Origin of the sequence: Nitrobacter sp., assembly GCF_051535235.1 — a bacterium.
In the GTDB taxonomy this organism is placed as follows: domain Bacteria; phylum Pseudomonadota; class Alphaproteobacteria; order Rhizobiales; family Xanthobacteraceae; genus Nitrobacter.
The window spans coordinates 60813-82614 of record NZ_JBPPLZ010000010.1 but is presented as its reverse complement, the minus strand read 5'-3'; the positions used below and the strand labels follow the sequence as shown (position 1 = coordinate 82614).

The following is a 21802-nucleotide window of genomic DNA, read 5'->3' as shown; positions in this document are numbered from 1 at the left end:
AGCTGAAATCTCTGAGCGCCCATAAGCTTGGAGAAGACGCCCTGCTGTACAAACGTTAGTTCAAGGGTGGTCCACAAGATGGCGGCGATGAGCTGGTCCAGCGGCGGCGTTCCGGGGACCTATGAGTTCCGCACGCGAATGCCGCGAGCACTGACTGGCAAAGCCGTTCCTGCGCCTATGGCTGCGTTTGATACAACCCGCGGGCCTAAAGCGGGTCGTGAAGGTGGCATGGCAAGAAAGTTGCCAAACCGATGACCGGCGGGCCGCGCAACGAAGAACTGCTCGCCTGAACAGGTTGCCGCTGCAATTGGCTCAATTGGCCGCATGGTATCCCGGGATTCGAAGAGTTTGTAAAAAGCGATCCACGGATGGAGCCCAACTGCTTGGGTCGCCTTGTGCAATGATATTGTGTCCGCCTTCCTGAGATGCCGGCAGAGTTACGAAGGTGATGGGAAAGCGCGATCGTTCCCGGTAGGCTTTCAACATCGCCTGCGCCAGCTCTGGATCAAACGTCGTATCATTTGCTGCATACAACCAGAGCTGCGGAAGCGAATTACGTTCGCCAAGCTGGCCCAAGGCCGAAAGGAGATTCTGACGCCCGTTGCATAGTCTGCCTTGCACGATCCGGCGCGGCCATTGCATGGCGTTGAACAATCCCCAAGAACCGGTCCCGCCTGCAAAATTTATAATTCCGCGGACGCCCTTGGGATTGCCGGCTGCAACGCCGAGAGCTCCAAAGCCGCCGTGCGAATGTCCGACGACAACGATGTTGTTCGCGTCGACCATGCTTTGCGTGGCTAGAAACTCGATGACGCCTTCGATGTCTGTTGCGGTCTGCTCGGAGGTAGCGACATAGTTCAGAGTTGCACAGGTCCCGACCATGTCGGATTCGACACCCTCCGAACGGCCATAGCCACGACGAAGCGGGACTGCAACCATGAAGCCACGGTCAACGAACCAATGGGCTGCCGTTTCGTAATCCGGCCTTATAAATTGAAGGTTGGAGCCGGGGGCCGGTTTCCCGTGATTAATAGTGACAAGTGGAAAGGGGCCTGTTCCTGAAGGGGAATAGACCATCGTTTCCAACAACACTTTGCCCGCGGTTCCGCCAACAGGTATCCACCACAGCTGTTGATTGTAGCGACCTTCCGGCGCGCCAGTCGGCCCGGCGGAACGTTCGATTTTCTCCCTCTCATAAGAAGGTTTGTGAAACAGCGTAAGCATGGCGCCAAAACAGAGCACGGCGAGGATTGAGAGACTGACACGCCAACGCATGCGTATTAACCATCCAACGGAAACGCGATACGTGGTCGCATTGTTTAAGGATACCATCGCCGTTTAAGAATACCATCGCCGGGGCGCGGCAACCCATCATTCGGCGGCGCACCGATCATCCCGGTTTCTCCGATGCGCATGTCGCGGACGAGATTAATTAGATCAGTTGATCCCGAAATTACGGCTCGCGAACGTTACAAGCGGAAGTCGATGGGGTGCATTTTGGATATGCTGCATATCTTAAAAAAGCGATTATTTGGCTTGAGATGGCGTTGGGAGGGTTTCAAAAACAGAGCTTACGATTGGCGCCATGGAACGAAAACTCATCAAGAGTGCATGCTCAGTATGCAGGGCGTTACCGACCTTCAGGCGAGGCAAGGCAACAACGTATATCGTCCATTTTGGCGCAACGAGTTCTTTGACGCAATCAGGAGCCTTGGTGTCGATTTGAATGATTATCTCTTCATCGACATCGGGTCGGGGAAGGGCAAGCTGATTCTGCTGGCATCGCATTTCCCTTTTTCGGGAATTGTCGGCGTCGAATATGCGCCGGAGCTGCATGGCACGGCCGTAGACAACATAGAGCAGTTCAAGAATAGCGCTGGCCGAAGTGACATGATGAGTGTCAACGCAGATGCGTTGACGTGGGAGTTGCCCACTAAGCCCGCGGTTTACTTCCTGTACAATCCGTTCGACCTGGAGACCACGCGGGCCTTCTTCACGAGGCTGGATGAGCATGTTGCTCGCACTCGTGTTCCGACATTCATGATCTATGGGAATTTGCGAGGGGTGGCGGAACGGGAGGCAGCGTTCGCATCGGCGGGGTCGCTTGCCCTCAAAAAGAGGACGCCTCGGTTCCTGGTTTACGCGGCCCATCAAGCTGGATCTGGAGCCGCAAGAGCTGGCTAGAGGTTGCGGTCGCAGGGGGCACGACCCCCGTAGTCGACCGGTACCAACATCTGTGCTGCACAGCGAACCTGACCGGTGGTTGGGACAATGCTCGACACCCGAGTCGCCGCCTCCCTTGCTGGTCAAACTTGGCCGCCGATGAGCCCGTTGTTCGGTCGAGAAAAAAGCCGATCTTTGCCGAGCCTGCGGGGCCGCGCCGCACTGGCACAAACTACGCATCACATCAGTATCGACGTGAGCTAAGGTTTTGAATACTGTTGTGACTATTCGACTTGAAATAATTGCCAGGTAGCCGAGGAGATCTTGCAACAATAAAGAGAAGCAAAGCTGACGTGTTGTCGGCTTGCGGTGGTCCTGAAGCCCTTCTGTCCAACGTCATCTATCGCGTCGTCGTGGCCTGCGGTTGCGTCCGGCTACGGCTGTCGCAATCAAGATTTCCATCGGCCGAACCTTTCGGCATCGACGGATGAACGGGATGTGCTCGGTGCGCAGCGCCAGCCACGATCCCGGGATTTTAGACGGTCCTTCACAGTTGCCACAAAGGAGAACTTCTATGTCCAGAACTTTCTTCCGTGCCGCTGCAATGATCGCAGTCATCATCGCGGCGGCACTCACCGCCACGCAGCCTGCAGCCGCGCGAGATGGCTGCGGCGCCAACCGATACCGTGGACCGGGCGGCGCCTGCCACTGGTTCGGCAATGGTCCCTATCCGGGCGGCTATTACGGCCCACGCAGGAGGGCGGTGAACCGCTGCCCTCCCGGCTACTGGCGAGGACCTTGGGGCCATTGCCGCGACACGCCGTATCACGGCCGGCTCCCCGGCGGCGGTTGGCAATAGGCAGCGCATCCGCGGCCGCGCGATTGATCTTCCGATCGCGCGGCTCTCGCTCCACTGTCCATGCAGACCGAGAATTCGATGTCCGAACGATTAGGTATTCGCGCGCGAGACGACAGCCTGGCTTCACACATCCTGCCGGTATCGGGCACGATGATCGGCGTATGTACGACCTTGATCGGACTGGTCAAGCTTGCGGAAGCGAAGTATGGGCCGTCGAATGTCGATGAATATGCGGCGATCGCGGCGGTGACGTTCCTTGCCAGCGCTCTGACGTCTTATCTCTCGATCCGCTGGTCCAACCGCGCCGGGCTCAGCGTTTGGATCGAACAGATCGCCGACATGATTTTCTTTTGCGGCCTGGTCGGAATCACGTTAGTGGCGACCCTTTTTGCATATGAAGTGATCTGAGCCTGTCAAGGTACCCTGTTCAGAAGAGGGGCGTTTCCTCCATCCTGAAATATTGCCATCTGAATTCAAGCGTCATGGGAGATTGAACCATGTCCGCGTTTGATCAAAGACTTTCTTTTACGTTGGCGATGATCTCGATCGGCGCGCGCGTCTTCGTCCAAGGCGTCATGCAACGACAGAATGCGTGCCGGAGCGACGTCTTCAGGCTGTGATCGTCGCGTGCCTTCGCGACAACGCAGCAGGCCTAGCGTTGCGCGGCGTGCGGCTTCTTCCATCGATTGATCCAGCGTGAGGCTGCCATGAAGGTTCCGAAGAAATCCCGCGCTGTCGCGCCGCGGCTCGCCCGCTGGTTCGGCGCGCTGCTTGGCGCGGCTGCGCTATGGTGTCCGGCGACGACGGCGCAGGCGCAAACCCCATTCTATGAAGCATCCGCTCGCGAACTCGCAGGACCGCCCGGCAGCCTGATCCGCTCCGAACCTATGATGTTCGCGCCCGCAGGCGCCCAGGCCTATCGGGTGCTGTATCGCTCTGTTGGCATGCACGGCGAGCCGATTGCCGTATCCGGCATCATCGTGGTGCCGCCCGGTCCGGCGCCCGCCGGTGGCCGGCCGATCGTGGCCTGGGCGCATCCGACCACCGGCGTGGTGCCGCATTGCGCGCCATCGCTCGCAATCTTCGCATTCCAGCAGATGGCGGGTCTGCGCCGGCTCATCGAGCAGGGCGCCGTGGTTGCGGCGTCCGATTATCCCGGCCTCGGGACGGTTGGCCCGCACCCTTATCTCGTCGGCGACAGTGAAGCGCGGGCGGTGATCGATTCGGTGCGCGCTGCGCGCAATCTGCCCGGTGTCGGCGAAGGCAATCGCTTCGCCGTGTGGGGACATTCGCAGGGCGGGCAGGCGTCGCTCTATACCGGGCTGATCGCCAAAACCTATGCTCCGGAGTTGCGCCTGGTCGGGGCCGCCGCGGCGGCGCCGGCGACATCGCTCGTGACTCTGATGGACGACGATTTCAAGACGTCCGGCGGCAAGAACCTGACGGCGATGACCCTGTGGTCATGGTCACGGGTCTATGGAGCGCCGATCGACAAGGTCGTGCTGCCTCAGGCGATGCCGACTGTCGACCGGCTGTCGACTGAGTGCATCGAGTCGATCTTCGACCTCCTGGAGCGGCGACGGACCGAAAAGCCGCTCGAGCAGACGTTCCTCTCGGTCCCCAGCATTGCCACCGTCGAGCCATGGCGCTCGCTGGCCGTCCGCAATACGCCGGGCGCCTTGTCGCCGCAGATTCCGCTGTTTCTCGCGCAGGGCACTACCGACAACATCGTTCGCCCCGAAGTGACTCGGGCGTACTTCCAGCGGCAATGCGAGGCGGGCGGCAAGGTGGCCATGATGTGGGTTCCAGGCGTCGGACACGGTCTCATCGCGCGGGACAGTGCCGATACCGCGGTCATGTGGATGATGGATCGCTTCGCGGGCCGGCCCGCGCCAAGCGATTGCGGCAAGCCGGTTTCGGCGACGGCCGGGCCGAAGTTTCCGCCCGACAGCGGCGGAGACTGACGTCGCACCGGGGCGCGGAGTGCTGCCGCCCCATCGCGGCGCCGCTCGGGAGGATTGTTTCCCATGAATTTCGCGACCTGAAGATCGAGAGCCGTCATGAAATCGCACCATAAGATCTGCTGCCACCCGATCTTGTGTGTATGAGTCTCGCCCGGTGTGAACTTGAAGTTTATGGTCGGGTGATTTTCGGCGCACGGCAAATTCCCGCCGCCGGCTTCGCGCGAGATCGGTGCCGCTCGGCTAAAACCGCCGTCTGGTCATCGAACGCCACCGCGCGGTTTTCAAGGAGTTTGTCGCCGCCTTGATGTAGAACCAGAGGCCTTCAAAGACTCCGTTTGAGTGTCGGACACCGTTTCAGTGACGGCGGCAGACAGCCCGCCGTCACAACAGTGAACCATCGCGCCACCGAAGGCTATTGATTGCTACGTGTTGTCCCGGTCCCCATGGTCGCCCCCGGGTGTCGTCCTGACTTTGGACGCTTCAGGAATATGGCGACGGTGCATTGCTTTTTTGGATTATCGCAAACGTAATCGCAGATCGTGCTGCCACAGGCTTCGCTGCACTTTGTTTTGCCTTCACACTGCTTTTTCACATCCCCTTGTGTCGTGGTGAGCACCGTGACGGCCGAGGCCTCGCTTACCAGAAATCCAAAGACAGTAAGCGTAGTCATGGCAAAGATGAGTTTCCGCATTTTCGTTCTCCGTCCGTTAAAATGATTTTTTCATAATCTCAGAGCGCCAGATTTGACGATCCGGCAGTCAGCCTCCGTGAAAAGCGCTAAATTATTGAAATCAGAATCGGTGAAAAAAACGCCAAATTGGCAACAAACTCACCGGAACGAGTCGCGGAGTTGCCCTTCGTTCAATGCGCTGGAAGGACGGGATAATGAAAGGCGCACCGCAATCCTGATATGGCGTTTTTGGACGACACCGAGGGCACGGAGCCTGAGTATCGAACGCGTCCATCTCGTTAAAAAATGGCAGCGCGCAGGTTCCAGCCCCTCAGGCTAAAACAGGTTCGTCTTCCTTGCATTGTTGACCTGAAAAATAGCTTGAGGGCCTCTTTCAGGATCCGCCTGTGTTTCAGGCCACGCATCGGAACATTGGGACGAACGCGGGGTTGCCTCGCAACCTGTCAACAGCAACTGAGGATGCAATCATGAGAAGAGGAATTTTGATCGGGAGCGCTGCGGCGGCCATCACGGCGGCTACGATGGCGGGAGCTTTGGCGCAGGTCCCCACGACGACACCTCAAACGGGACGAAGCCAACCCAGTGTGAAAGACTCGAGCAAGAACCCCGCCCAGCCGCCGGCCGGCGCGTCTGAAACCAGGGGCAATACCCCGGAGACGACCGGGATGTCCCCGCACGGGACGTCGAGCGGAACCATGTCGAGGGACGGGAAAGGCCACATGAAGAAGAACGGAATGAGCAAGTAAAGCGCCAATCTCAAATCCGGCGAAAGGGCTGCCTGCATAGGCGGCCTTTTTTTGCGCTCTGGCCGAGCCTCTCGGCGGAACTACGGGCTGAAGCAGACGCGCATTCGGGGGCATATTATTCATCGTCAGGAACTCTGCGGGTTTTCCCATACTTTACAATCCGGGCCCGGCGTTTTGTTTTCTGAGGAACCACCATGCCAAACGTGAAGTATGTGTCTCTCGTTATTCTCGTGGCTCTCCTGGTTGGAGTTTGGGTCTGGGCGGTGTCTGCGTGGACGAAAGACATTCCCATGAGCGACTGGATTGCCCTGGGGTTCGGTGGTCTGTTTACCCTCGTCGTGGGTTGCGGGTTGATCGGTCTGTTATTTTACAGCAGTCGCCACGGCTATGATGATGAGGCGTTCAAGAAAAGACGTGGCCCGAAGTAGGCGCGCGGGCCGATGTCTGGGGCCAGGATCGGGAGCCTAGGACGTGCAACGGAGCATGCCGGGAGGACCGCGTGCATCACGACCCGCTACTGTTTCGGTCGCATGCGAACGGTGACGAGACGAGTAATGAGAGCTTTCTCGCCGCTGAGGGGCGCCCTCATTCGTCTGGTTTGAGGTCCTCGGATGATCGTCTCAAGAGCTTGGCGATCTCATCGATATTGTCGGCATCGCTATTGTCTTTTCCGAGAAGCCCGATCAGTCGCTTGTCGCGCTCCTCGTCCAGGATTGTGTTCGTCGCAATGACAGCTTCGATGTCGCTGGCGAGCTTGCGATAGGTCGCCGCAAGCGTCTCGAAGACTTCGCGCTTTTTATCGTTCAGGGCAGTCTTGCTGATGGTCAGGCAATGCTCGGAATCTGAGTGAAGCTTATCCAGATACAGCTTCAGGTCTTTCATGTGCTTCGTCTTCGGTCCTTCGTTATGAGGCCCCGGAGCCTAGCTTGCTTCGTGCGCGCGTGGAAGTCTCCTTTTATAATTCTGGCATTCACCCGTCGCCCGCCAGCCGGACCCTGCCGCTCTCCATCGGTTGCCTCCGAGGAAGGGGTTCCGATGCAGGGGACTCCCGTTCCCACAACGCCACGACGTGCGGACCGCGTGTCATTTCCGCGGTCCGCGCCAACTGTGACTCCGTGCTCCGTCAACCCGGGCGTATCACTTCGTCGTTGTAGTAGTCGTCCAGTTCGGCGTATCTGGCGTCCCAGTCAAAGATGGTCTCGGTGCCATGCTTCGGCGCACCTTTCAGCCGATTCTCGCTTATATCGGAACGATACCCGTCCAGCTTGCTGTCATATCTGAGCACCTTCCAGGGCACGGGGTAATGGTCCTTGCCGATTCCCAGGAAGCCGCCGAAACTGAGCACAGCGTAGGCGATTTCTCCGTTCGTCTTGTCGACCATGACATTTTCAATCGAACCGATCTTCTTGTTTTCGGCGCCGTAGATAGCTTTGCCCGACTCCTTGTCGCTGGCGATCAGGTTGCCGGCTCTTCCTTCGGTAAGCATTGGCTTCTCCCTCGTTGATGAGGGAAAAACGCGATGAACGCAGCAAACGTTCCAGTAAAACGAGGCCACCAAGCTGACGCGCCGGGGTAGGTGGGAACATGCCGCGTGTGCAAAGCCGTGTCAGCGAACGGCGCGTTAGCCATAGGGCCAGATCCAGTCGCGGATGCGCGGCATATCCTCGCCATGCTGGCGAATATAAAGCGCATGTTCGATCAATGCGTCGCGGAACTGTTGCTTGATATGGGCGGCGGCGGTGCTGAGGCCGGGCACGCGCTCGATGACTTCGATCGCCAGATGAAAACGATCGAGCCCATTCCGAACGACCATGTCGAATGGCGTGGTCGTGGTGCCTTCTTCCTTGAAGCCACGAACGTGCATTCCGGCGTGGTTGGTGCGATTGTAGGTCAGGCGATGGATCAGACTCGGATAGCCGTGATAGGCAAAAATCACGGGACGGTCGTGGGTGAACATTCCGTCGAATTCGCGGTTGCTGAGACCGTGCGGATGCGCCTCTTTCGGCTGCAGGGTCATCAGGTCCACGACATTGACGACGCGGATTTTCAGGTCCGGCAACCGCTCGCGAAGCAGATTGACGGCAGCCAAGGTCTCCAGCGTCGGCACGTCGCCTGCGCAGGCCATCACCACGTCGGGCTCGGTGCCTTCGACCTCGGTGCCGGCCCATGTCCAGATTCCGATGCCGGCGTCGCAATGCGTGGCGGCGTGTTGCATGGTCAGCCATTGCGGCGCGGGCTGCTTGCCGGCGACAATCACGTTGATGCGATCGTAGGTGCGCAGACAGTGGTCGGTGATCCAGAGCAATGAATTGGCGTCCGGCGGGAAATAGACGCGCACGATATCGGCCTTCTTGTTGACGACGAGGTCGACGAAGCCCGGGTCCTGGTGACTGAAACCATTATGGTCCTGCCGCCAGACATGCGACGTCAGAAGATAATTCAGGGACGCGATCGATCGACGCCACGGCAGCTCACGTGAAACCTTCAGCCACTTGGCGTGCTGATTGAACATCGAATCCACGATGTGGATGAAGGCCTCATAGCATGAGAAGAAGCCGTGTCGTCCGCTCAGCAGATATCCTTCAAGCCAGCCCTGGCAGAGATGTTCGCTCAGGACCTCCATGACGCGGCCGTCCTGAGCGAGATGAACGTCATAGGGCTCGGTGCTCTCCATCCAGGCCCGCTCAGTGGCCTCGAACACCGCGTCGAGACGGTTCGAGGCGGTTTCATCCGGCCCCATAATCCGGAAGTTTCGCGCCTCGGCATTCAGGCGCAAGACGTCGCGAAGGAACTGTCCCATCAACCGCGTTGCTTCGGCAACGATACCGCCGGGATGGGGGACCTTGACCGCGTAGTCATGAAAATTTGGCAGCTTGAGTTCGCGTTTCAACAATCCGCCATTGGCGTGAGGATTGGCGCCCATGCGCCGGTCCCCGCGCGGCGCGAGCGCCTGCAATTCCGGTTGCAAGCGGCCATTCTTGTCGAACAGCAGCTCCGGCTGATAGCTGCGCATCCATTGCTCGAGCAGGTTCAGATGCTCAGGATTTCCCCGCGGATTGGCGATCGGGACCTGGTGCGCCCGCCAGAAGCCTTCAACCTTCAGACCATCGACTTCCTTGGGACCGGTCCAGCCCTTCGGGCTGCGGAGCACGATCATCGGCCATGCCGGACGATCGGTCGTCTTGCGTCCATCGCGCGCGGCTTGCTGGATCGAACGAATGCTCTCGACTGCCTGTTTCATCACGTCGGCCATCTGTCGATGCATCAGCGCGGGCTCGTCGCCCTCCACGAACAACGGCGTGTGGCCATAGCCTGTAAAGAGCTGCCGGATTTCTTCATCCTCCATCCGGCCGAGAACGGTCGGGTTCGCGATCTTGTAGCCATTGAGGTGCAGGATCGGCAGCACCGCGCCATCATGGATCGGGTTAAGAAACTTGTTGGAATGCCACGACGCGGCGAGCGGTCCGGTCTCGGCCTCGCCATCGCCGATCACGCAGGCGACGATGAGATCGGGGTTGTCGAATGCCGCGCCATAGGCATGCGTCAGCGCATAGCCGAGTTCGCCGCCCTCGTGGATCGAGCCGGGCGTCTCCGGCGCGGCGTGGCTTGGGATGCCGCCAGGGAAAGAAAACTGACGAAACAGTTTCCGCAGACCGTCAGTGTCCCGACTGATGTCGGGATAGATCTCGCTATAGGTGCCTTCGAGGTAGGTGTTCGCCACCATGCCGGGACCGCCATGGCCAGGTCCGCAGATGTAAATTACATTCAGGTCGAACGCGCGGATCACCCGATTGAGGTGCGCGTAGATGAAATTGAGTCCCGGCGTCGTGCCCCAGTGTCCGAGCAACCGTGGCTTGATGTGCTCGGAGCGCAGAGGTTCATGCAATAGCGGATTGTCGAGAAGGTAGATCTGTCCGACCGACAAATAATTGGCGGCGCGCCAGTACCTGTCGAGCAGATCAAGCTCGCCGGAACAGGTTGGATTGTGAAGGGCTGCCGTGTCCATGCCCGGAACTCCAACAGTAGCATGAAGGAATACGAATGTGGTTCAATCGGTCCGTCGCTCGGTAAATCGATGATCGAGGTAGAGCCCTTCTTGGCCAGCAGGCCGATTGCCTGAATTGGAACCCATGAGCGATCATTATCCGAAGGCCCTCGATCCAATGTTGATCGATCGCAATTGTTGATCGATCGCAATTCGCGGGTTTCAGTTCGGCTTGCGGCTCTTCGAGCGATAACACCTCAAGTCGAAAATCGTCGCTCAATTTTCCCCAGTCCAGTGTTGGTCTCGATCTTCTGATGGCGTTTCGGGCGCGATCATAAGCGTCAAGGCTGCCGATTGGTGGCGCGTGGGTCTTGCGGACTGCGGCGCAATGCGTCCGGATTGCTTGGAGGACGAGGGGTGGTTTTTGATGCCGGTCAAACTGCCCGGGTGAATTCCATGATGGTTTCAAACTGGGAACGGTGTCGTTCCGGTCATGGCAAAGCCGGCCCGGTTCGGCGCTTCCGCTGCGTCGCAGCAGCGTTCTGTGCTTCCGACGGATGCAACGCCGCTCCGCGGGCGTGGTTATCTCATCGGCGTGAATGACGAGGGAGCATCATGGGGAATCCGGCTTCCAGAGTTCCTTCCGATGAAGGGATTTTGTTCCCCTCTCTTCGCAAGCAGATGGTCGAGCATCATATCGCGGCGCGAGGTGTGCGCGACGAACTGGTGCTCGATGCCATGCGCAAGGTGCCGCGCGAATTGTTTGTGCCGGAGAGGCTTCGTGAATTCGCCTATGAGGACGCGCCGCTTCCTATTGCTGGAGAGCAAACGATTTCCCAACCCTACATCGTTGCCTTCATGGTTGAAGCCTTGCTGCTGAAGGGTCATGAGAAGGTTCTCGAAATCGGCGCCGGCTCGGGCTACGCCGCCGCCGTATTGTCGGAGATCGCGGCCGACGTCTACACCGTGGAACGTCTTGGCCCGCTCGCTGAAAGGGCAGCGGCCTTACTCGCCGAACTCGGTTACGACAATGTTCACGTCCTGCATGGCGATGGCACGAAGGGATGGCATGAACACGCGCCCTACGACGCGATCGTCGTGGCCGCTGGCGGCCCGCAGGTTCCGGAAGCTCTCAAGCAACAGTTGAAAATTGGCGGTCGGCTGGTGATCCCGATCGGCGCTGATATCCGTAGTCAGGAACTGGTGCGTGTCACCCGGATTTCTGCGGAAGAGTATCGGAGTGAAGACATTGCCGATGTGCGCTTCGTTCCGCTGATCGGGGAAGAGGGATGGGCAACTGCGGGAGGAGGCGGAAAACCGCGCGGCAAACTGCATCCGGTCCGTTCGGACGAGGAGACCCTGATTCGTGATCTTGCGGATGCCGCTGAATCGTTTGCATCGATCGAGACGGCCGACCTCAATCCGCTGATGGACCGGATCGGTTCGGCACGCATCGTCCTTTTGGGCGAGACGACCCACGGCACCTCGGAATTCTATCGGATGCGCGAGCGCATCACGCGTGATCTCATCATCAGGAAGGGCTTTCGCTTTGTCGCCATCGAGGCCGATTGGCCGGATGCCGCCCGCGTCGATCACTATGTGCGTCACTTTCAATATCCGCCATCCGAGTGGACCGCGTTCGCCCGGTTTCCGACCTGGATGTGGCGAAATACCGAGGTTCATGACTTCGTAAGCTGGCTGCGCAAGCATAATGGCACGGTCGAACGCAACCAGCGCGTCGCGTTTCATGGCCTCGATCTCTACAGCCTCTATGATTCGATCCGGTCGGTCCTGAACTATCTCGATGAGGTTGATCCGGATTCCGCGCGGGTCGCTCGCGAACGTTACGGTTGCCTGACGCCATGGCAGCGCGATCCGGCGACCTACGGCCATGCGGCGCTGACCGGTTCCTATCCGGCGTGCGAACAGCATGTGGTGCGGGCGCTGACCGACCTCCTCGCGAAACGTCAGGCGTACGCCGAGCATGACGGCGAACGGTTTCTCGATGCCGAACAGAATGCGCGCCTCGTCGCCAATGCGGAGCGTTACTATCGCGTCATGTATTATGGTTCGCGGGCGTCATGGAATCTGCGCGACAGTCATATGTTCGCGACGTTGAAGAATCTGCTCGCGTTTCATGGTCCGGATAGCAAGGCGATCATATGGGCCCATAACTCCCACGTCGGCAACGCCGAGGCGACCGAAATGGCCGCGCGGGGCGAGCACAATCTGGGGCAGCTCTGCCGGCAGGAATTTGGCGCGCAGGCCTATCTGGTGGGGTTCGGCACCCACAGCGGAACGGTTGCTGCTGCATCGGAATGGGACGGACCGATGGAGGTCAAGACCGTGCGGCCGGCGCTTCCCAAAAGTTACGAGCGGTTGTGTCACGCGACCGGCCTGGCACGCTTCATGCTCGGTCTGCGCGGTCGCGACGATCTGTGCGGGCCATCCGGTCTGGGCAAGGAACGTCTCGAACGGGCGATCGGCGTCATCTACCGGCCGGAAACCGAACGTGCGAGCCATTACTTTCAAGCCGATCTGCCGCGACAGTTCGATGAGTATATCTGGTTTGACGATACGCGCGCGGTGACGCCGCTGCAGACAACGACGATCAAGGGACTTCCGGATACCTATCCATTTGGCGTGTGACGTCACTGCGTCTCCGAGCCTGTTGGATGAAACGCGGTTATCCGAGCGAGGAGCAGGCGAGCATGTTCAGAATCCCCCGCAATGCACTGGTATTTGTCGGCGACGGCCGGAAGGCCTTGTTTCTGCGAAACGACGGGGACGCATTCTTCCCCCGTCTCAAGACGGAGAAAGTCTTTGAAGACACCAATCCGATGACTCGCGAGCAAGGGAGAGACCGGCCGGGACGAGTCGTCGAATCCTCATTTCCCGGCCGTAAAAGCGCTGTAGAGCAGACCGACTGGCATGACATCAAGGAGCACCGGTTCGCGCAGACGGTCGCTGCCGCCCTGGAGCATGTGGTCCGAACGAGCAAGCCGACCGCTCTCATCGTGGTCGCGCCGCCAAGAACATTGGCCGATTTGCGGGCCGCTTTCCATCCCGAGGTGACGGCTTGCATTGTCGCCGAGATAAACAAGGATCTGACAAAGCATTCGGTCGTGGAAATTGAAAAGCATCTTATGGACGATAGTTCAACCTGATCGGGCGGCAGATCTTCCAACGCGGCGAGTCCGTGCTGCAGGAATTTGATTTGGATCAAGAAGCACGCCTCAGGAAGTGGGCGTGATAATCGGTCGGCGAAGTGGAGACTCGTGATGTCCTATGCAACGCTGATGGTCTGGGTCAATGTCGACCACGTCTCGAAGCAGTTCGTCGCCGTTGCAGCAGATGTGGCGGACAAATTCGCGGCCAATTTGATTGGATTGTCGGCGGCTGCGATCGTTCCGCCTTATGTCGCCGAGGGTGTCGTGATCGTCGACAATGCGGCCGAATTCGATATCGCAAATGTGAGAGGCAGCCTTGCGGAGGCTGGAAACAAGGTCAAAGCCGCTATGGGAAACCGCCGGATTGAATGGCGGTCGGTCATCGAGTACCCGACGGAGACGTTGATCAGCGAGGCGCGCTGTGCCGACCTGATCGTGATCGAAAGCGGCAGATCAGCAGGCGATATGTATCGAAGCGTCGATGTCGGAGCCGCGATTCTGGGAGCCGGTCGTCCTTTCCTGGTGGTGCCGGCGGCGGTGAAATCCCTGACCGCCGACCATGTCATGATCGGATGGAAGGATACGCGGGAGGCGCGACGAGCTGTTCAGGATGCGTTACCGTTCCTTCACGAGGCCAAGCGCGTAACCGTGCTGGAGATATGCGAGAAGGAACGGATGGAGACCGCGCGCCATCATGTTGATGAGGTTGTTCGCTATCTGGCACGGCACAGGATAAAAGCAGAAAGTCGGGCCGAATTAATCCAGGCCAGCGGCTCTCGCGCGAATCAGATCCTCAGATGGGCAACTGACGAAGGCGCCGATCTTCTGGTCACCGGAGCGTACGGCCATAGCCGGCTCAACGAATGGATATTTGGCGGAATGACCCGCGATTTGCTCACGACGAGTCCGATCTGCTGCCTGATGTCCCATTAGCGCTGCGAAGAATCCGGGATCGCGCATCTGGCTCCGCGCTTTTTCTCCAGATGCGCGCTGACAATGCGCCGCCGCGTTGTTATGGCGCCGTTATCGTTCGCGAGTTTGTGTGATGGCAGGCATTCTAGTGCTCAATGCTGGCTCATCCAGCATCAAGTTTTCCCTGTTCTCCGCCTCGCGCCGACCCGAATCCGGCGACGTTATCTGTGAAGGCGCGTGCGAGGGAATTGGAAATCAGCTCCATGCCACGGCAAAGGATGCCGCCGGGCATGTGCTCGTCAAGGAGCAGTTAAGCGGCGATCCCGATCATGAGCAGGCACTCTCATGGCTGCTGGGTTGGCTCGCCAGACAGTTTCCCGGCTACCTTCTCATAGCCGCGGGCCACCGGATCGTTCATGGCGGCACGCGTTATTCCAGGCCGGTTGAGTTGGATGCGGAGGTCATTGCCGAATTGGAGCGCCTGGTTCCGCTCGCGCCACTGCACCAGCCGCATCATCTTGAAGCCATCGCGGCTCTTTCGAAACTCCATCCTGACTTGATGCAAATTGGTTGCTTCGATACGGCGTTTCACGAAACGCGACCGGCAGTTGCGAAGCAATTCGCCCTGCCAAGGCGACTGACGGAAGAAGGTATTCTGCGCTACGGTTTCCATGGCCTGTCTTACGAATATATATCAAGCATTCTGCCCGACGTTGCCGGCCTGGCGGTCGCACGCGGACGTGTGGTTGTCGCGCACCTCGGAGCCGGCTCCAGCCTGTGCGCTATGAAGGACGGAAAGAGTGTTGCAACGACGATGGGGTTCACTGCCCTCGACGGTCTGATGATGAGCCGACGCTGCGGCGCGCTCGATCCCGGTGTCGTGCTTTATCTTCTGCAGGAGAAAGGCATGACCGCTCCTGCGATCAGCGAGCTTCTCTATCGGTCATCGGGCCTTTTGGGTGTCTCCGGAATCAGCGACGACATGAAGATCCTGCTGGCGAGCCTGGAGCCGCACGCACGCGAAGCCATCGACCAGTTCGTGTATCGCGCTTGTCTTGAACTCGGCTCTCTCGTCGTTGCGCTCGGCGGACTCGATGCCATCGTCTTTACGGCCGGCATAGGAGAACGCGCGCCTGAAATCCGCTACCGTATCTGCGAACAATTATCTTGGCTTGGCCTCGATATCGACGCTGCCGCCAATGAGGCGGGCGGTCCCGGAATATCCGCGATGGGGAGCAGGATCTCGGCTTGGGTGATTCCGACCAACGAGGAACTGATGATTGCCCGGCATTGCTGGGATCTTCTGAACTATCGCGTTGCCGGCGGTGCGAATACCTGATCACTGAAGGGCGACGCGCCCGGCACTCTGATCTCGATGAATTCTCGTCCCATATCGCGATGGCAGGCATTGCAGCCGACTGTCAGTTCATTGAAGGCTTTCATGAAGTCCGAGCTGTTTTTTGATTGAATTGCTTTGTCGATTGATTGAATTGGGCCGGCCATCGTTACGACGTCGTTTACGGGAATGCCCGAATAAAGCGATGCCGCATCGGTCAGGCTCGCTCTGATCTGGCCCAGTTCGTATGCCGCAAGATTCCAATTGTGTTCCTTTCCGGCGAACCACAACTTGATATGTCGCCATTGCTTCCCCTGCATGATCTCTCCCAGACGGGGAAGATGTTCGCCTCGCGACATCGGCTCCTGCGTGGATTGAGCGACAGCGAGCGCCATCGGCGGGAGGCTGACGAGCATCGCAGCTATGAACATGCGCATTTTCATAGTCTTAAATCTCCGTTCGCCTACATTCTCTTCTGATCGCGCACCTACCATCGATGCGCTCAGGGATCGGCGCCTTGAGCGAGATCAACTCTCAAGGAAAATGGGTGAGATGCGGGCCGCTTGCTGAAAGCGTAACTCCAGCACCTCCCGAGAGATGACAGTCAAAGTTGCGGACGCGCATAAAAGCAAAAGCCCGCCGGCGATGTGGGTCACCGGCGGGTCGACGTCCACCTACCAGACATGAACGAGGATGCTGGTACCCGTCTGGGCTGACAACGCATGGAGACGTGGACAGGTCCCGGCGTCGTGGCATCTGGCAGCAGCCACGGGTCTGCTTGTCCCAGGCTTGACCCTCACACAGATCAGCGTCCACTTATCGTGGGATAGGATCGTGGAAGGATGCTAGCGATTTACGGAGAAGGGGCCGCTATCGGGTAGGGTAGGTTAGGGGTCGCCATCCGCCAGCTATGGGCAAAAGCGAATTCTAAGGCATCCCGTATTTGAGAAGACCGATGACAGCAATGAACGCAAGGAACAGCAGTAGCGAGCCGATAACGTAACTATTCCGGCGGCCTCTGTCTTTGCCGCCCTCGAATTCCCGCGTTGAGCTGCGCCAGTGGCGGAGATCATTCATTGTCCAGCTTCCTGTCATTAAATCTCTGTTTCTTCATTCTACCCTGAATGCACGTCGAACAAGCGGCCGCGGTTCTCCAACACATGTTGAGCACGGCGGAGCGGTGGCTCGCCATTGAAAACGCTGCGGTTTTTAGCCGCGATTGAGGTAGCCGAGGCTCCTGCCAGAGAGCATCGGTGAAACGCCGGTCCACTGGAGTTTTCGGCAGCCGGCGCGCCATGGGGCGGGCTGCGAACCCGATTGTTCTTGATCGCGAAAAATTGGAGCTTATCCTGCCGGCGACCGATCGTTATTGGCTCCTGCAAAAGAACGAATTAATGCTGACCATCGTATTTGGCGTCATCGGGCTTGTCTTGAGCTTTGGATTTTCTGTTCCGCCAGAACTCTCGGTGTTACGGCTCGTAGCGCCGGTGGGAGTGATGGCGGGATATCAAGCCGGCCAGCTTGTCGGCAGGTTCGTAAGGCCGCGCCCCAAAAGATTTCTGACGTTATTCGTGAGCGCAATCTTTTGCGGTTACTTTGCGTTTGCTTATATCCAGACGCTTCGATTGGGATCGACCGATACATCGGACAACGTGAATCTGGGTGTGCTCCTCGGCCTGTCTTTTTTCTGGCTGGGATTTCTGTTGCCCTTCACGCGTATTCCGAAGGAAATCACAAACCTGTGGTCGAGGACGACCGAGCGTTCTCGAGATTAAGCCGACAAATCGGACAGGGGCCACCGGCCGGATGCCGAGGGCGCGTAGGTTTCGCTTCTGATTGAATCAGGAGCGAAGCTCCAGACTGTTGTTTTGACACGTCTCTTCACGCGAACCGATCTCCATCTCGGGTCAAGCCCGAGGACGTGCTTCGGCCGAAACACTATGGGCTGAGGCAGCGTATCCGTCAGCGACCTATTCGCGGCGGTCACAGGTGCCATGCTCAATCATCGAAAAATTGGACCGGTTCCCTCTTACATAAACGATAGTCAGGCTGTATAAAGATACATGAAAAATATATCATTGAGGAGTGTCATAATGTTGAATTTACAAATTCGGTAACGCGCCGAAAACTTTCTCTCGCGATTGCATCCGGCTTCTCTGCCCAAGGTGCAGAAACTGCACGAACACCATCCGACATGCTGGCCGATTCCCGGCGTTTCCCGGTCCCGTCCAAGTCGCCCGGAACGGCCAGACTTACAAAATGAAAGGTACGGCTATGGAAGGTATGGGCAAGGGTCGAATCGCTATTTTGATTGCGTTGGTGGTCATACTCTTTGGTGCAGGCGTTTGGGCGATCACATTCTGGAATGAGACCTCCGGCGTCGAAATGAGCGAACACGGTTGGATCGCGCTCGGCCTGGGCACGTTCTTTTCGCTTGTCATCGGATGCGGATTGATGGCGCTGATGTTTTTCAGCAGCCGCAGCGGACATGATGAAGCGGCGGATCCGTTCAGGAAACATCCGCCTTCGAGCTGACTCGCTCTCTGGCGGTCCCTTCGAGCGGTCAGACGCTTGCCTCGCTTTTGAAATCAAGACCGATATCGAGAATACTGATGCTGTGCGTCAGCCAGCCGATCGAAATCAGGTCGACACCGGTTGAGGCGACCGATGGGGCCGTCGCCGGCGTGATGCGGCCGGAGGCTTCGGTCACCGCCCGGCCGGCAACCATCGCGACGGCTTTCCGGAGCGTATCCGGGTTCATGTTGTCGAGCAGCACCGCATCGACCCCCTGATCGAGCGCCTCGCGCAGTTGATCGAGCGTGTCCACCTCCAGCTCGATCATCACCAGATGTCCGACGCAAGCCTTCGCGCGCTTCAGCGCCTCGGTGACGCCGCCGGCGATGGCCACATGGTTGTCCTTGATGAGAACGGCATCGTCGAGGCCGAACCGGTGGTTGCTGCCGCCGCCGACGCGAACCGCGTACTTTTCGACCGTGCGTAAACCGGGCGTCGTCTTGCGGGTGCAGACGATCTTCGCCTTGTAGTCCTGAACCGCGGCGACAACCGACGCCGTCGCCGTGGCGATTCCGCTCAGGCGGCACAGGAAATTCAATGCGACACGCTCGGCCGTCAGAATGCCTCGCGCGGGACCGGACAGGGTCGCGATCACGTCGCCCGGCTCGACGATCGCGCCATCATCGTGGGCAGTGCGCATCTCGATCGCCGGATCGATGAGCTGGAAGGCGAGGCGCGCCAGATCGAGCCCGGCGACGGTTCCTTGCTGTCGAGCGACGACGAGGGTGGTGGCCCGGTGGCCGACCGGCACGATCGCATCGGTGGTGAGATCGCCGGCGCGGCCGATGTCTTCAAGCAAGGCCGCGCGAACCAGCGGTTCGATCAGGATGCGCGGGAGGGCCGGGGAGGGCATCGTGTTCCTTAGCTGACGGGGTCGGCGATGTAGTCTTGTGCGGCGTCGAGCGCCTCGCGCAGGCGCAGCGTCGTCCGCGTCGCGCGGACTGCCCGGTCGGGAAAGTCGGTGCGCGCATGCGCGCCGCGGGTTTCCTCACGGCGAAGCGCCGCGGTCACGATCATCAAGGCGACAATGGCGGGATCGCTTGCGGCCTGTTGCGAGGCTGCAAGCGGCGACAATGCGCGCGCGGCTGCGCGCAATCCGTTGCCGTCGCGCAGCACCCCGGCGGCGCGCGACAGGATCGGCCGGATCAAGGTTGGATCGCTGCTGCCGATGCATCCTGCTGATGCCTCGATGGTTCGTCGCTTCACGGAGGGGATGCCAGCGATGTCCTGCGCGACGAAGCCGCCGCACACCACCGCCTCGAGCAGCGAATTGCTTGCCAGCCGGTTCGCGCCGTGAAGCCCCGTGCAGGCGACTTCGCCGCATGCCCAGAGACCGTCGACTGACGTCCTTCCGCGTCTGTCGACGGAAATTCCACCCATGTGATAATGCGCGGCCGGACGCACCGGGATCGGCTGCGTTGCCGGATCGATTCCCGCCTCGCGGCAGAACGAGGTGATCGCCGGGAAACGCCTGCCGAAGTCGATCCCTGGCAGGTTGCGCGCATCGAGAAAGACACGGTGACCCCCTGCCATATGCCGCCACACGGCGCGCGCGACGACGTCGCGAGGCGCGAGCTCGGCGCCGGGCGTATCCGCCATGAAGCGATCGCCTTGCTCGTCAACGAGGATCGCTCCCTCGCCACGCACGGCCTCGCTGATGAGTTTCAGCGGGAACGAGCCGGTGTCGAGCGCGGTCGGATGAAACTGGATGAATTCGAGATCGGCCATGGTCGCGCCGGCTCGCGCGGCGAGCGCCAGACCTTGTCCGCAAGATCCTGCCGGATTGGTGCTATGAAGGAATAACCCGCCGATGCCTCCGGTGGCGATGACGACGCGGTCGGTGAAAAAAACGACGGGATCGCGCTCGGTCTGGCAAACAACCCCTTTTATCGTATTGTCCTCGACGATCAGTCGCTGCGCGAGGGTACCTTCGCATACGGTGATCGAGGGTGTCTCGTAGACCCGGCGGGCGAGGGTGCGCATGATATCGCGTCCGCTCGCGTCGCCTCCCGCATGGACGATCCGGCGGCGCGAATGAGCCGCTTCGAGGCCGAGCGCGAGGTTGCCGTCGGCGTCGCGATCGAAAAGTACGCCGAGTTGCAGCAGCCGGTCGATCGCAGCCGGTGCGGCGGCGAGAATTGCCGCGGCGACAGCTTCGTCGCAAAGGCCGTCGCCGGCGGCAAGCGTATCCGCCAGATGCAGCGATGCGTCGTCGTCAGGCCCGATGCTGGCGGCGATGCCGCCTTGCGCGAGGATGCTCGATGTCTCGAGTCCCAATGGTGCGCTGCTCAGAAGCAGCACCGGTTGCGGCGCCAGCTCAAGCGCCGTCATCAGGCCGGCGAGGCCGCCGCCGATGACGACGGCGGCGCCGTTGGTGTCATGAAGCGCCGTCATCTGACCGCCAGCATGCGCTCGACAGCAAGGCGTGCGCGAGCGGCGATCTCCGGCTCGATCGTGACTTCGTGCCGCATCGTTTCCAGCGCATGGCGGATATTGCCGAGCGTGATCCGTTTCATGTGTGGACACAGGTTGCAGGGACGGATGAACTCAAGGCCAGGATGCTCGGTCGCGATGTTGTCGCTCATCGAGCATTCCGTCAGCAACACGACTCTGGGCGGCCGCCGGGTGGCGACATAGGAGGCCATCGCCGCGGTCGATCCGGCGAAGTCGGCTTCCGCCACGACTTCCGGCGGGCATTCCGGATGCGCCAACACCACGACGCCGGGATGGTTTTCCCGGAGCTGCCGCACCTCTTCGGCGCTGAAACGCTCGTGGACTTCGCAATGTCCGGTCCACGCGATGATCTTGACATGCGTTTGAGCGGCGATGTTCTTCGCCAGATATTCGTCGGGCAGCATGATGACGCGCTCGACGCCGAGCGACTCGACGACGGCTTTCGCATTGCCCGACGTGCAGCAGATGTCGGACTCCGCCTTCACCGCCGCCGACGTGTTGACATAAGTGACGATCGGAACGCCGGGATAGGTCTGCCGCAACAGCCGCACGTCTTCGGGCGTGATCGAATCCGCCAGCGAGCAGCCGGCGCCCAGGTCCGGGATCAGGACCGTCTTCGAGGGATTGAGCAGCTTGGCGGTTTCGGCCATGAAGTGCACGCCGGCGAGCACGATCACGTCGGCTTCCACCTGCGTCGCCTCGCGGGCCAGCGCGAGACTGTCGCCGACGATATCGGAGACGCCGTGAAAGATCTCGGGCGTCTGGTAGTTGTGCGCAAGGATGACGGCGTTGCGACGTTTCTTCAGTTCGATGATCGCATCGACGTCGTCGGCGAATGTCGGCCATTCGATCTCGGGGATCGCGTGCCGCACTCTGGGGTAGATCCGGGTCGACGGTCGCAGTTCCAGGATTGCCGACATGACTACACTCCCCTCAAGCATCTATTAT

The 21802-nt window shown here is 59.6% G+C and carries 19 protein-coding genes; 11 read left to right on the top strand and 8 right to left on the bottom strand.

Annotated features, from left to right (window positions below; genetic code table 11):
- Positions 1–312: 312 nt before the first annotated feature.
- On the bottom strand, positions 313–1275 hold the full coding sequence (locus ACS3WA_RS13335) for an alpha/beta hydrolase family protein (RefSeq protein ID WP_438279001.1): 963 nt from the start codon (positions 1273–1275) through the stop codon (positions 313–315).
- A gap of 345 nt (positions 1276–1620) precedes the next feature.
- Here ACS3WA_RS13335 and ACS3WA_RS13330 point away from each other — a divergent pair, with 345 nt between their 5' ends.
- The 5 genes from ACS3WA_RS13330 (at position 1621) to ACS3WA_RS13310 (ending at position 6851) form a co-directional block, all read left to right on the top strand.
- A complete protein-coding gene (locus ACS3WA_RS13330) occupies positions 1621–2184 on the top strand; it encodes a hypothetical protein (RefSeq protein ID WP_438279000.1) in 564 nt (187 codons plus the stop codon).
- A gap of 583 nt (positions 2185–2767) precedes the next feature.
- A complete protein-coding gene (locus ACS3WA_RS13325; RefSeq protein WP_438279014.1) occupies positions 2768–3022 on the top strand; it encodes a hypothetical protein in 255 nt (84 codons plus the stop codon).
- A gap of 78 nt (positions 3023–3100) precedes the next feature.
- Complete coding sequence (locus ACS3WA_RS13320) at positions 3101–3430, top strand: hypothetical protein (protein WP_438278999.1); 330 nt, start codon at positions 3101–3103, stop codon at positions 3428–3430.
- A 299-nt stretch (positions 3431–3729) separates the two neighbouring features.
- Positions 3730–4986, top strand: a complete 1257-nt coding sequence (locus tag ACS3WA_RS13315; protein ID WP_438278998.1) for a lipase family protein — start codon at positions 3730–3732, stop codon at positions 4984–4986.
- A gap of 1727 nt (positions 4987–6713) precedes the next feature.
- Positions 6714–6851 carry a hypothetical protein gene (locus tag ACS3WA_RS13310; protein WP_438278997.1) on the top strand — a complete coding sequence of 46 codons (138 nt, stop codon included), beginning with the start codon at positions 6714–6716 and terminating at the stop codon, positions 6849–6851.
- Positions 6852–7008: 157 nt separating this feature from the next.
- Here the strand turns inward: ACS3WA_RS13310 and ACS3WA_RS13305 are convergent, their stop codons facing one another.
- The 3 genes from ACS3WA_RS13305 to ACS3WA_RS13295 form a co-directional block, all read right to left on the bottom strand.
- Positions 7009–7305: a hypothetical protein gene (locus ACS3WA_RS13305; RefSeq protein WP_438278996.1), complete on the bottom strand. Its 297-nt coding sequence runs from the start codon at positions 7303–7305 to the stop codon at positions 7009–7011.
- A gap of 241 nt (positions 7306–7546) precedes the next feature.
- Positions 7547–7909 carry a PRC-barrel domain-containing protein gene (locus tag ACS3WA_RS13300; protein WP_438278995.1) on the bottom strand — a complete coding sequence of 121 codons (363 nt, stop codon included), beginning with the start codon at positions 7907–7909 and terminating at the stop codon, positions 7547–7549.
- Between the two features lie 135 nt (positions 7910–8044).
- Entirely contained in the window at positions 8045–10429 is a 2385-nt protein-coding gene (locus ACS3WA_RS13295; protein WP_438278994.1) for a phosphoketolase family protein, read from the bottom strand.
- Between the two features lie 594 nt (positions 10430–11023).
- Between ACS3WA_RS13295 and ACS3WA_RS13290 the strand changes: the two genes are divergently transcribed.
- The 4 genes from ACS3WA_RS13290 to ACS3WA_RS13275 all read left to right on the top strand — a co-directional run bounded on the left by ACS3WA_RS13290 (position 11024) and on the right by ACS3WA_RS13275 (position 15829).
- Complete coding sequence (locus tag ACS3WA_RS13290) at positions 11024–13057, top strand: protein-L-isoaspartate(D-aspartate) O-methyltransferase (protein WP_438278993.1); 2034 nt, start codon at positions 11024–11026, stop codon at positions 13055–13057.
- 62 nt (positions 13058–13119) lie between these two features.
- Positions 13120–13575 (top strand): baeRF12 domain-containing protein, encoded by a 456-nt coding sequence (locus tag ACS3WA_RS13285; protein WP_438279013.1) that lies wholly within the window; start codon positions 13120–13122, stop codon positions 13573–13575.
- Between the two features lie 267 nt (positions 13576–13842).
- Positions 13843–14511 (top strand): universal stress protein, encoded by a 669-nt coding sequence (locus ACS3WA_RS13280; RefSeq protein ID WP_438278992.1) that lies wholly within the window; start codon positions 13843–13845, stop codon positions 14509–14511.
- Between the two features lie 109 nt (positions 14512–14620).
- Complete coding sequence (locus tag ACS3WA_RS13275) at positions 14621–15829, top strand: acetate/propionate family kinase (protein WP_438278991.1); 1209 nt, start codon at positions 14621–14623, stop codon at positions 15827–15829.
- Here ACS3WA_RS13275 and ACS3WA_RS13270 read toward each other — a convergent pair.
- Entirely contained in the window at positions 15799–16269 is a 471-nt protein-coding gene (locus tag ACS3WA_RS13270; protein ID WP_438278990.1) for a hypothetical protein, read from the bottom strand. The genes ACS3WA_RS13275 and ACS3WA_RS13270 overlap by 31 nt on opposite strands.
- Before the next feature lie 810 nt (positions 16270–17079).
- Here ACS3WA_RS13270 and ACS3WA_RS13265 point away from each other — a divergent pair.
- Together ACS3WA_RS13265 and ACS3WA_RS13260 are read left to right on the top strand one after the other, a co-directional pair.
- The gene (locus ACS3WA_RS13265) at positions 17080–17601 is read left to right on the top strand and encodes a hypothetical protein (RefSeq protein WP_438278989.1); all 522 of its coding nucleotides are present in this window, start codon (positions 17080–17082) and stop codon (positions 17599–17601) included.
- A gap of 499 nt (positions 17602–18100) precedes the next feature.
- A complete protein-coding gene (locus ACS3WA_RS13260; RefSeq protein ID WP_438279012.1) occupies positions 18101–18361 on the top strand; it encodes a hypothetical protein in 261 nt (86 codons plus the stop codon).
- A 28-nt stretch (positions 18362–18389) separates the two neighbouring features.
- Here the strand turns inward: ACS3WA_RS13260 and nadC are convergent, their stop codons facing one another.
- From nadC to nadA, 3 genes are read right to left on the bottom strand one after another with little or no spacing between them, the layout of a single operon-like run.
- Positions 18390–19253 carry a carboxylating nicotinate-nucleotide diphosphorylase gene (nadC, locus tag ACS3WA_RS13255; protein WP_438278988.1) on the bottom strand — a complete coding sequence of 288 codons (864 nt, stop codon included), beginning with the start codon at positions 19251–19253 and terminating at the stop codon, positions 18390–18392.
- An 8-nt stretch (positions 19254–19261) separates the two neighbouring features.
- Positions 19262–20794: an L-aspartate oxidase gene (locus ACS3WA_RS13250; protein ID WP_438278987.1), complete on the bottom strand. Its 1533-nt coding sequence runs from the start codon at positions 20792–20794 to the stop codon at positions 19262–19264.
- Entirely contained in the window at positions 20791–21774 is a 984-nt protein-coding gene (gene nadA, locus ACS3WA_RS13245) for a quinolinate synthase NadA (RefSeq protein WP_438278986.1), read from the bottom strand. The genes ACS3WA_RS13250 and nadA overlap by 4 nt, the downstream gene beginning before the upstream one ends.
- Between the last annotated feature and the right edge of the window lie 28 nt (positions 21775–21802).

Bases quoted from the DNA above. Each gene is read 5' to 3' on its own strand.
- ACS3WA_RS13290 (WP_438278993.1), top strand. From the start codon at position 11,024: ATGGGGAATCCGGCTTCCAGAGTTCCTTCCGATGAAGGGATTTTGTTC.
- ACS3WA_RS13295 (WP_438278994.1), bottom strand. From the start codon at position 10,429: ATGGACACGGCAGCCCTTCACAATCCAACCTGTTCCGGCGAGCTTGAT.
- ACS3WA_RS13300 (WP_438278995.1), bottom strand. From the start codon at position 7,909: ATGCTTACCGAAGGAAGAGCCGGCAACCTGATCGCCAGCGACAAGGAG.
- ACS3WA_RS13270 (WP_438278990.1), bottom strand. From the start codon at position 16,269: ATGAAAATGCGCATGTTCATAGCTGCGATGCTCGTCAGCCTCCCGCCG.
- ACS3WA_RS13325 (WP_438279014.1), top strand. From the start codon at position 2,768: ATGATCGCAGTCATCATCGCGGCGGCACTCACCGCCACGCAGCCTGCA.
- ACS3WA_RS13250 (WP_438278987.1), bottom strand. From the start codon at position 20,794: ATGACGGCGCTTCATGACACCAACGGCGCCGCCGTCGTCATCGGCGGC.
- ACS3WA_RS13285 (WP_438279013.1), top strand. From the start codon at position 13,120: ATGTTCAGAATCCCCCGCAATGCACTGGTATTTGTCGGCGACGGCCGG.
- ACS3WA_RS13310 (WP_438278997.1), top strand. From the start codon at position 6,714: ATGAGCGACTGGATTGCCCTGGGGTTCGGTGGTCTGTTTACCCTCGTC.
- ACS3WA_RS13315 (WP_438278998.1), top strand. From the start codon at position 3,730: ATGAAGGTTCCGAAGAAATCCCGCGCTGTCGCGCCGCGGCTCGCCCGC.
- ACS3WA_RS13320 (WP_438278999.1), top strand. From the start codon at position 3,101: ATGTCCGAACGATTAGGTATTCGCGCGCGAGACGACAGCCTGGCTTCA.
- nadA (WP_438278986.1), bottom strand. From the start codon at position 21,774: ATGTCGGCAATCCTGGAACTGCGACCGTCGACCCGGATCTACCCCAGA.
- nadC (WP_438278988.1), bottom strand. From the start codon at position 19,253: ATGCCCTCCCCGGCCCTCCCGCGCATCCTGATCGAACCGCTGGTTCGC.
- ACS3WA_RS13335 (WP_438279001.1), bottom strand. From the start codon at position 1,275: ATGCGTTGGCGTGTCAGTCTCTCAATCCTCGCCGTGCTCTGTTTTGGC.
- ACS3WA_RS13260 (WP_438279012.1), top strand. From the start codon at position 18,101: ATGGAAGGTATGGGCAAGGGTCGAATCGCTATTTTGATTGCGTTGGTG.
- ACS3WA_RS13330 (WP_438279000.1), top strand. From the start codon at position 1,621: ATGCAGGGCGTTACCGACCTTCAGGCGAGGCAAGGCAACAACGTATAT.
- ACS3WA_RS13305 (WP_438278996.1), bottom strand. From the start codon at position 7,305: ATGAAAGACCTGAAGCTGTATCTGGATAAGCTTCACTCAGATTCCGAG.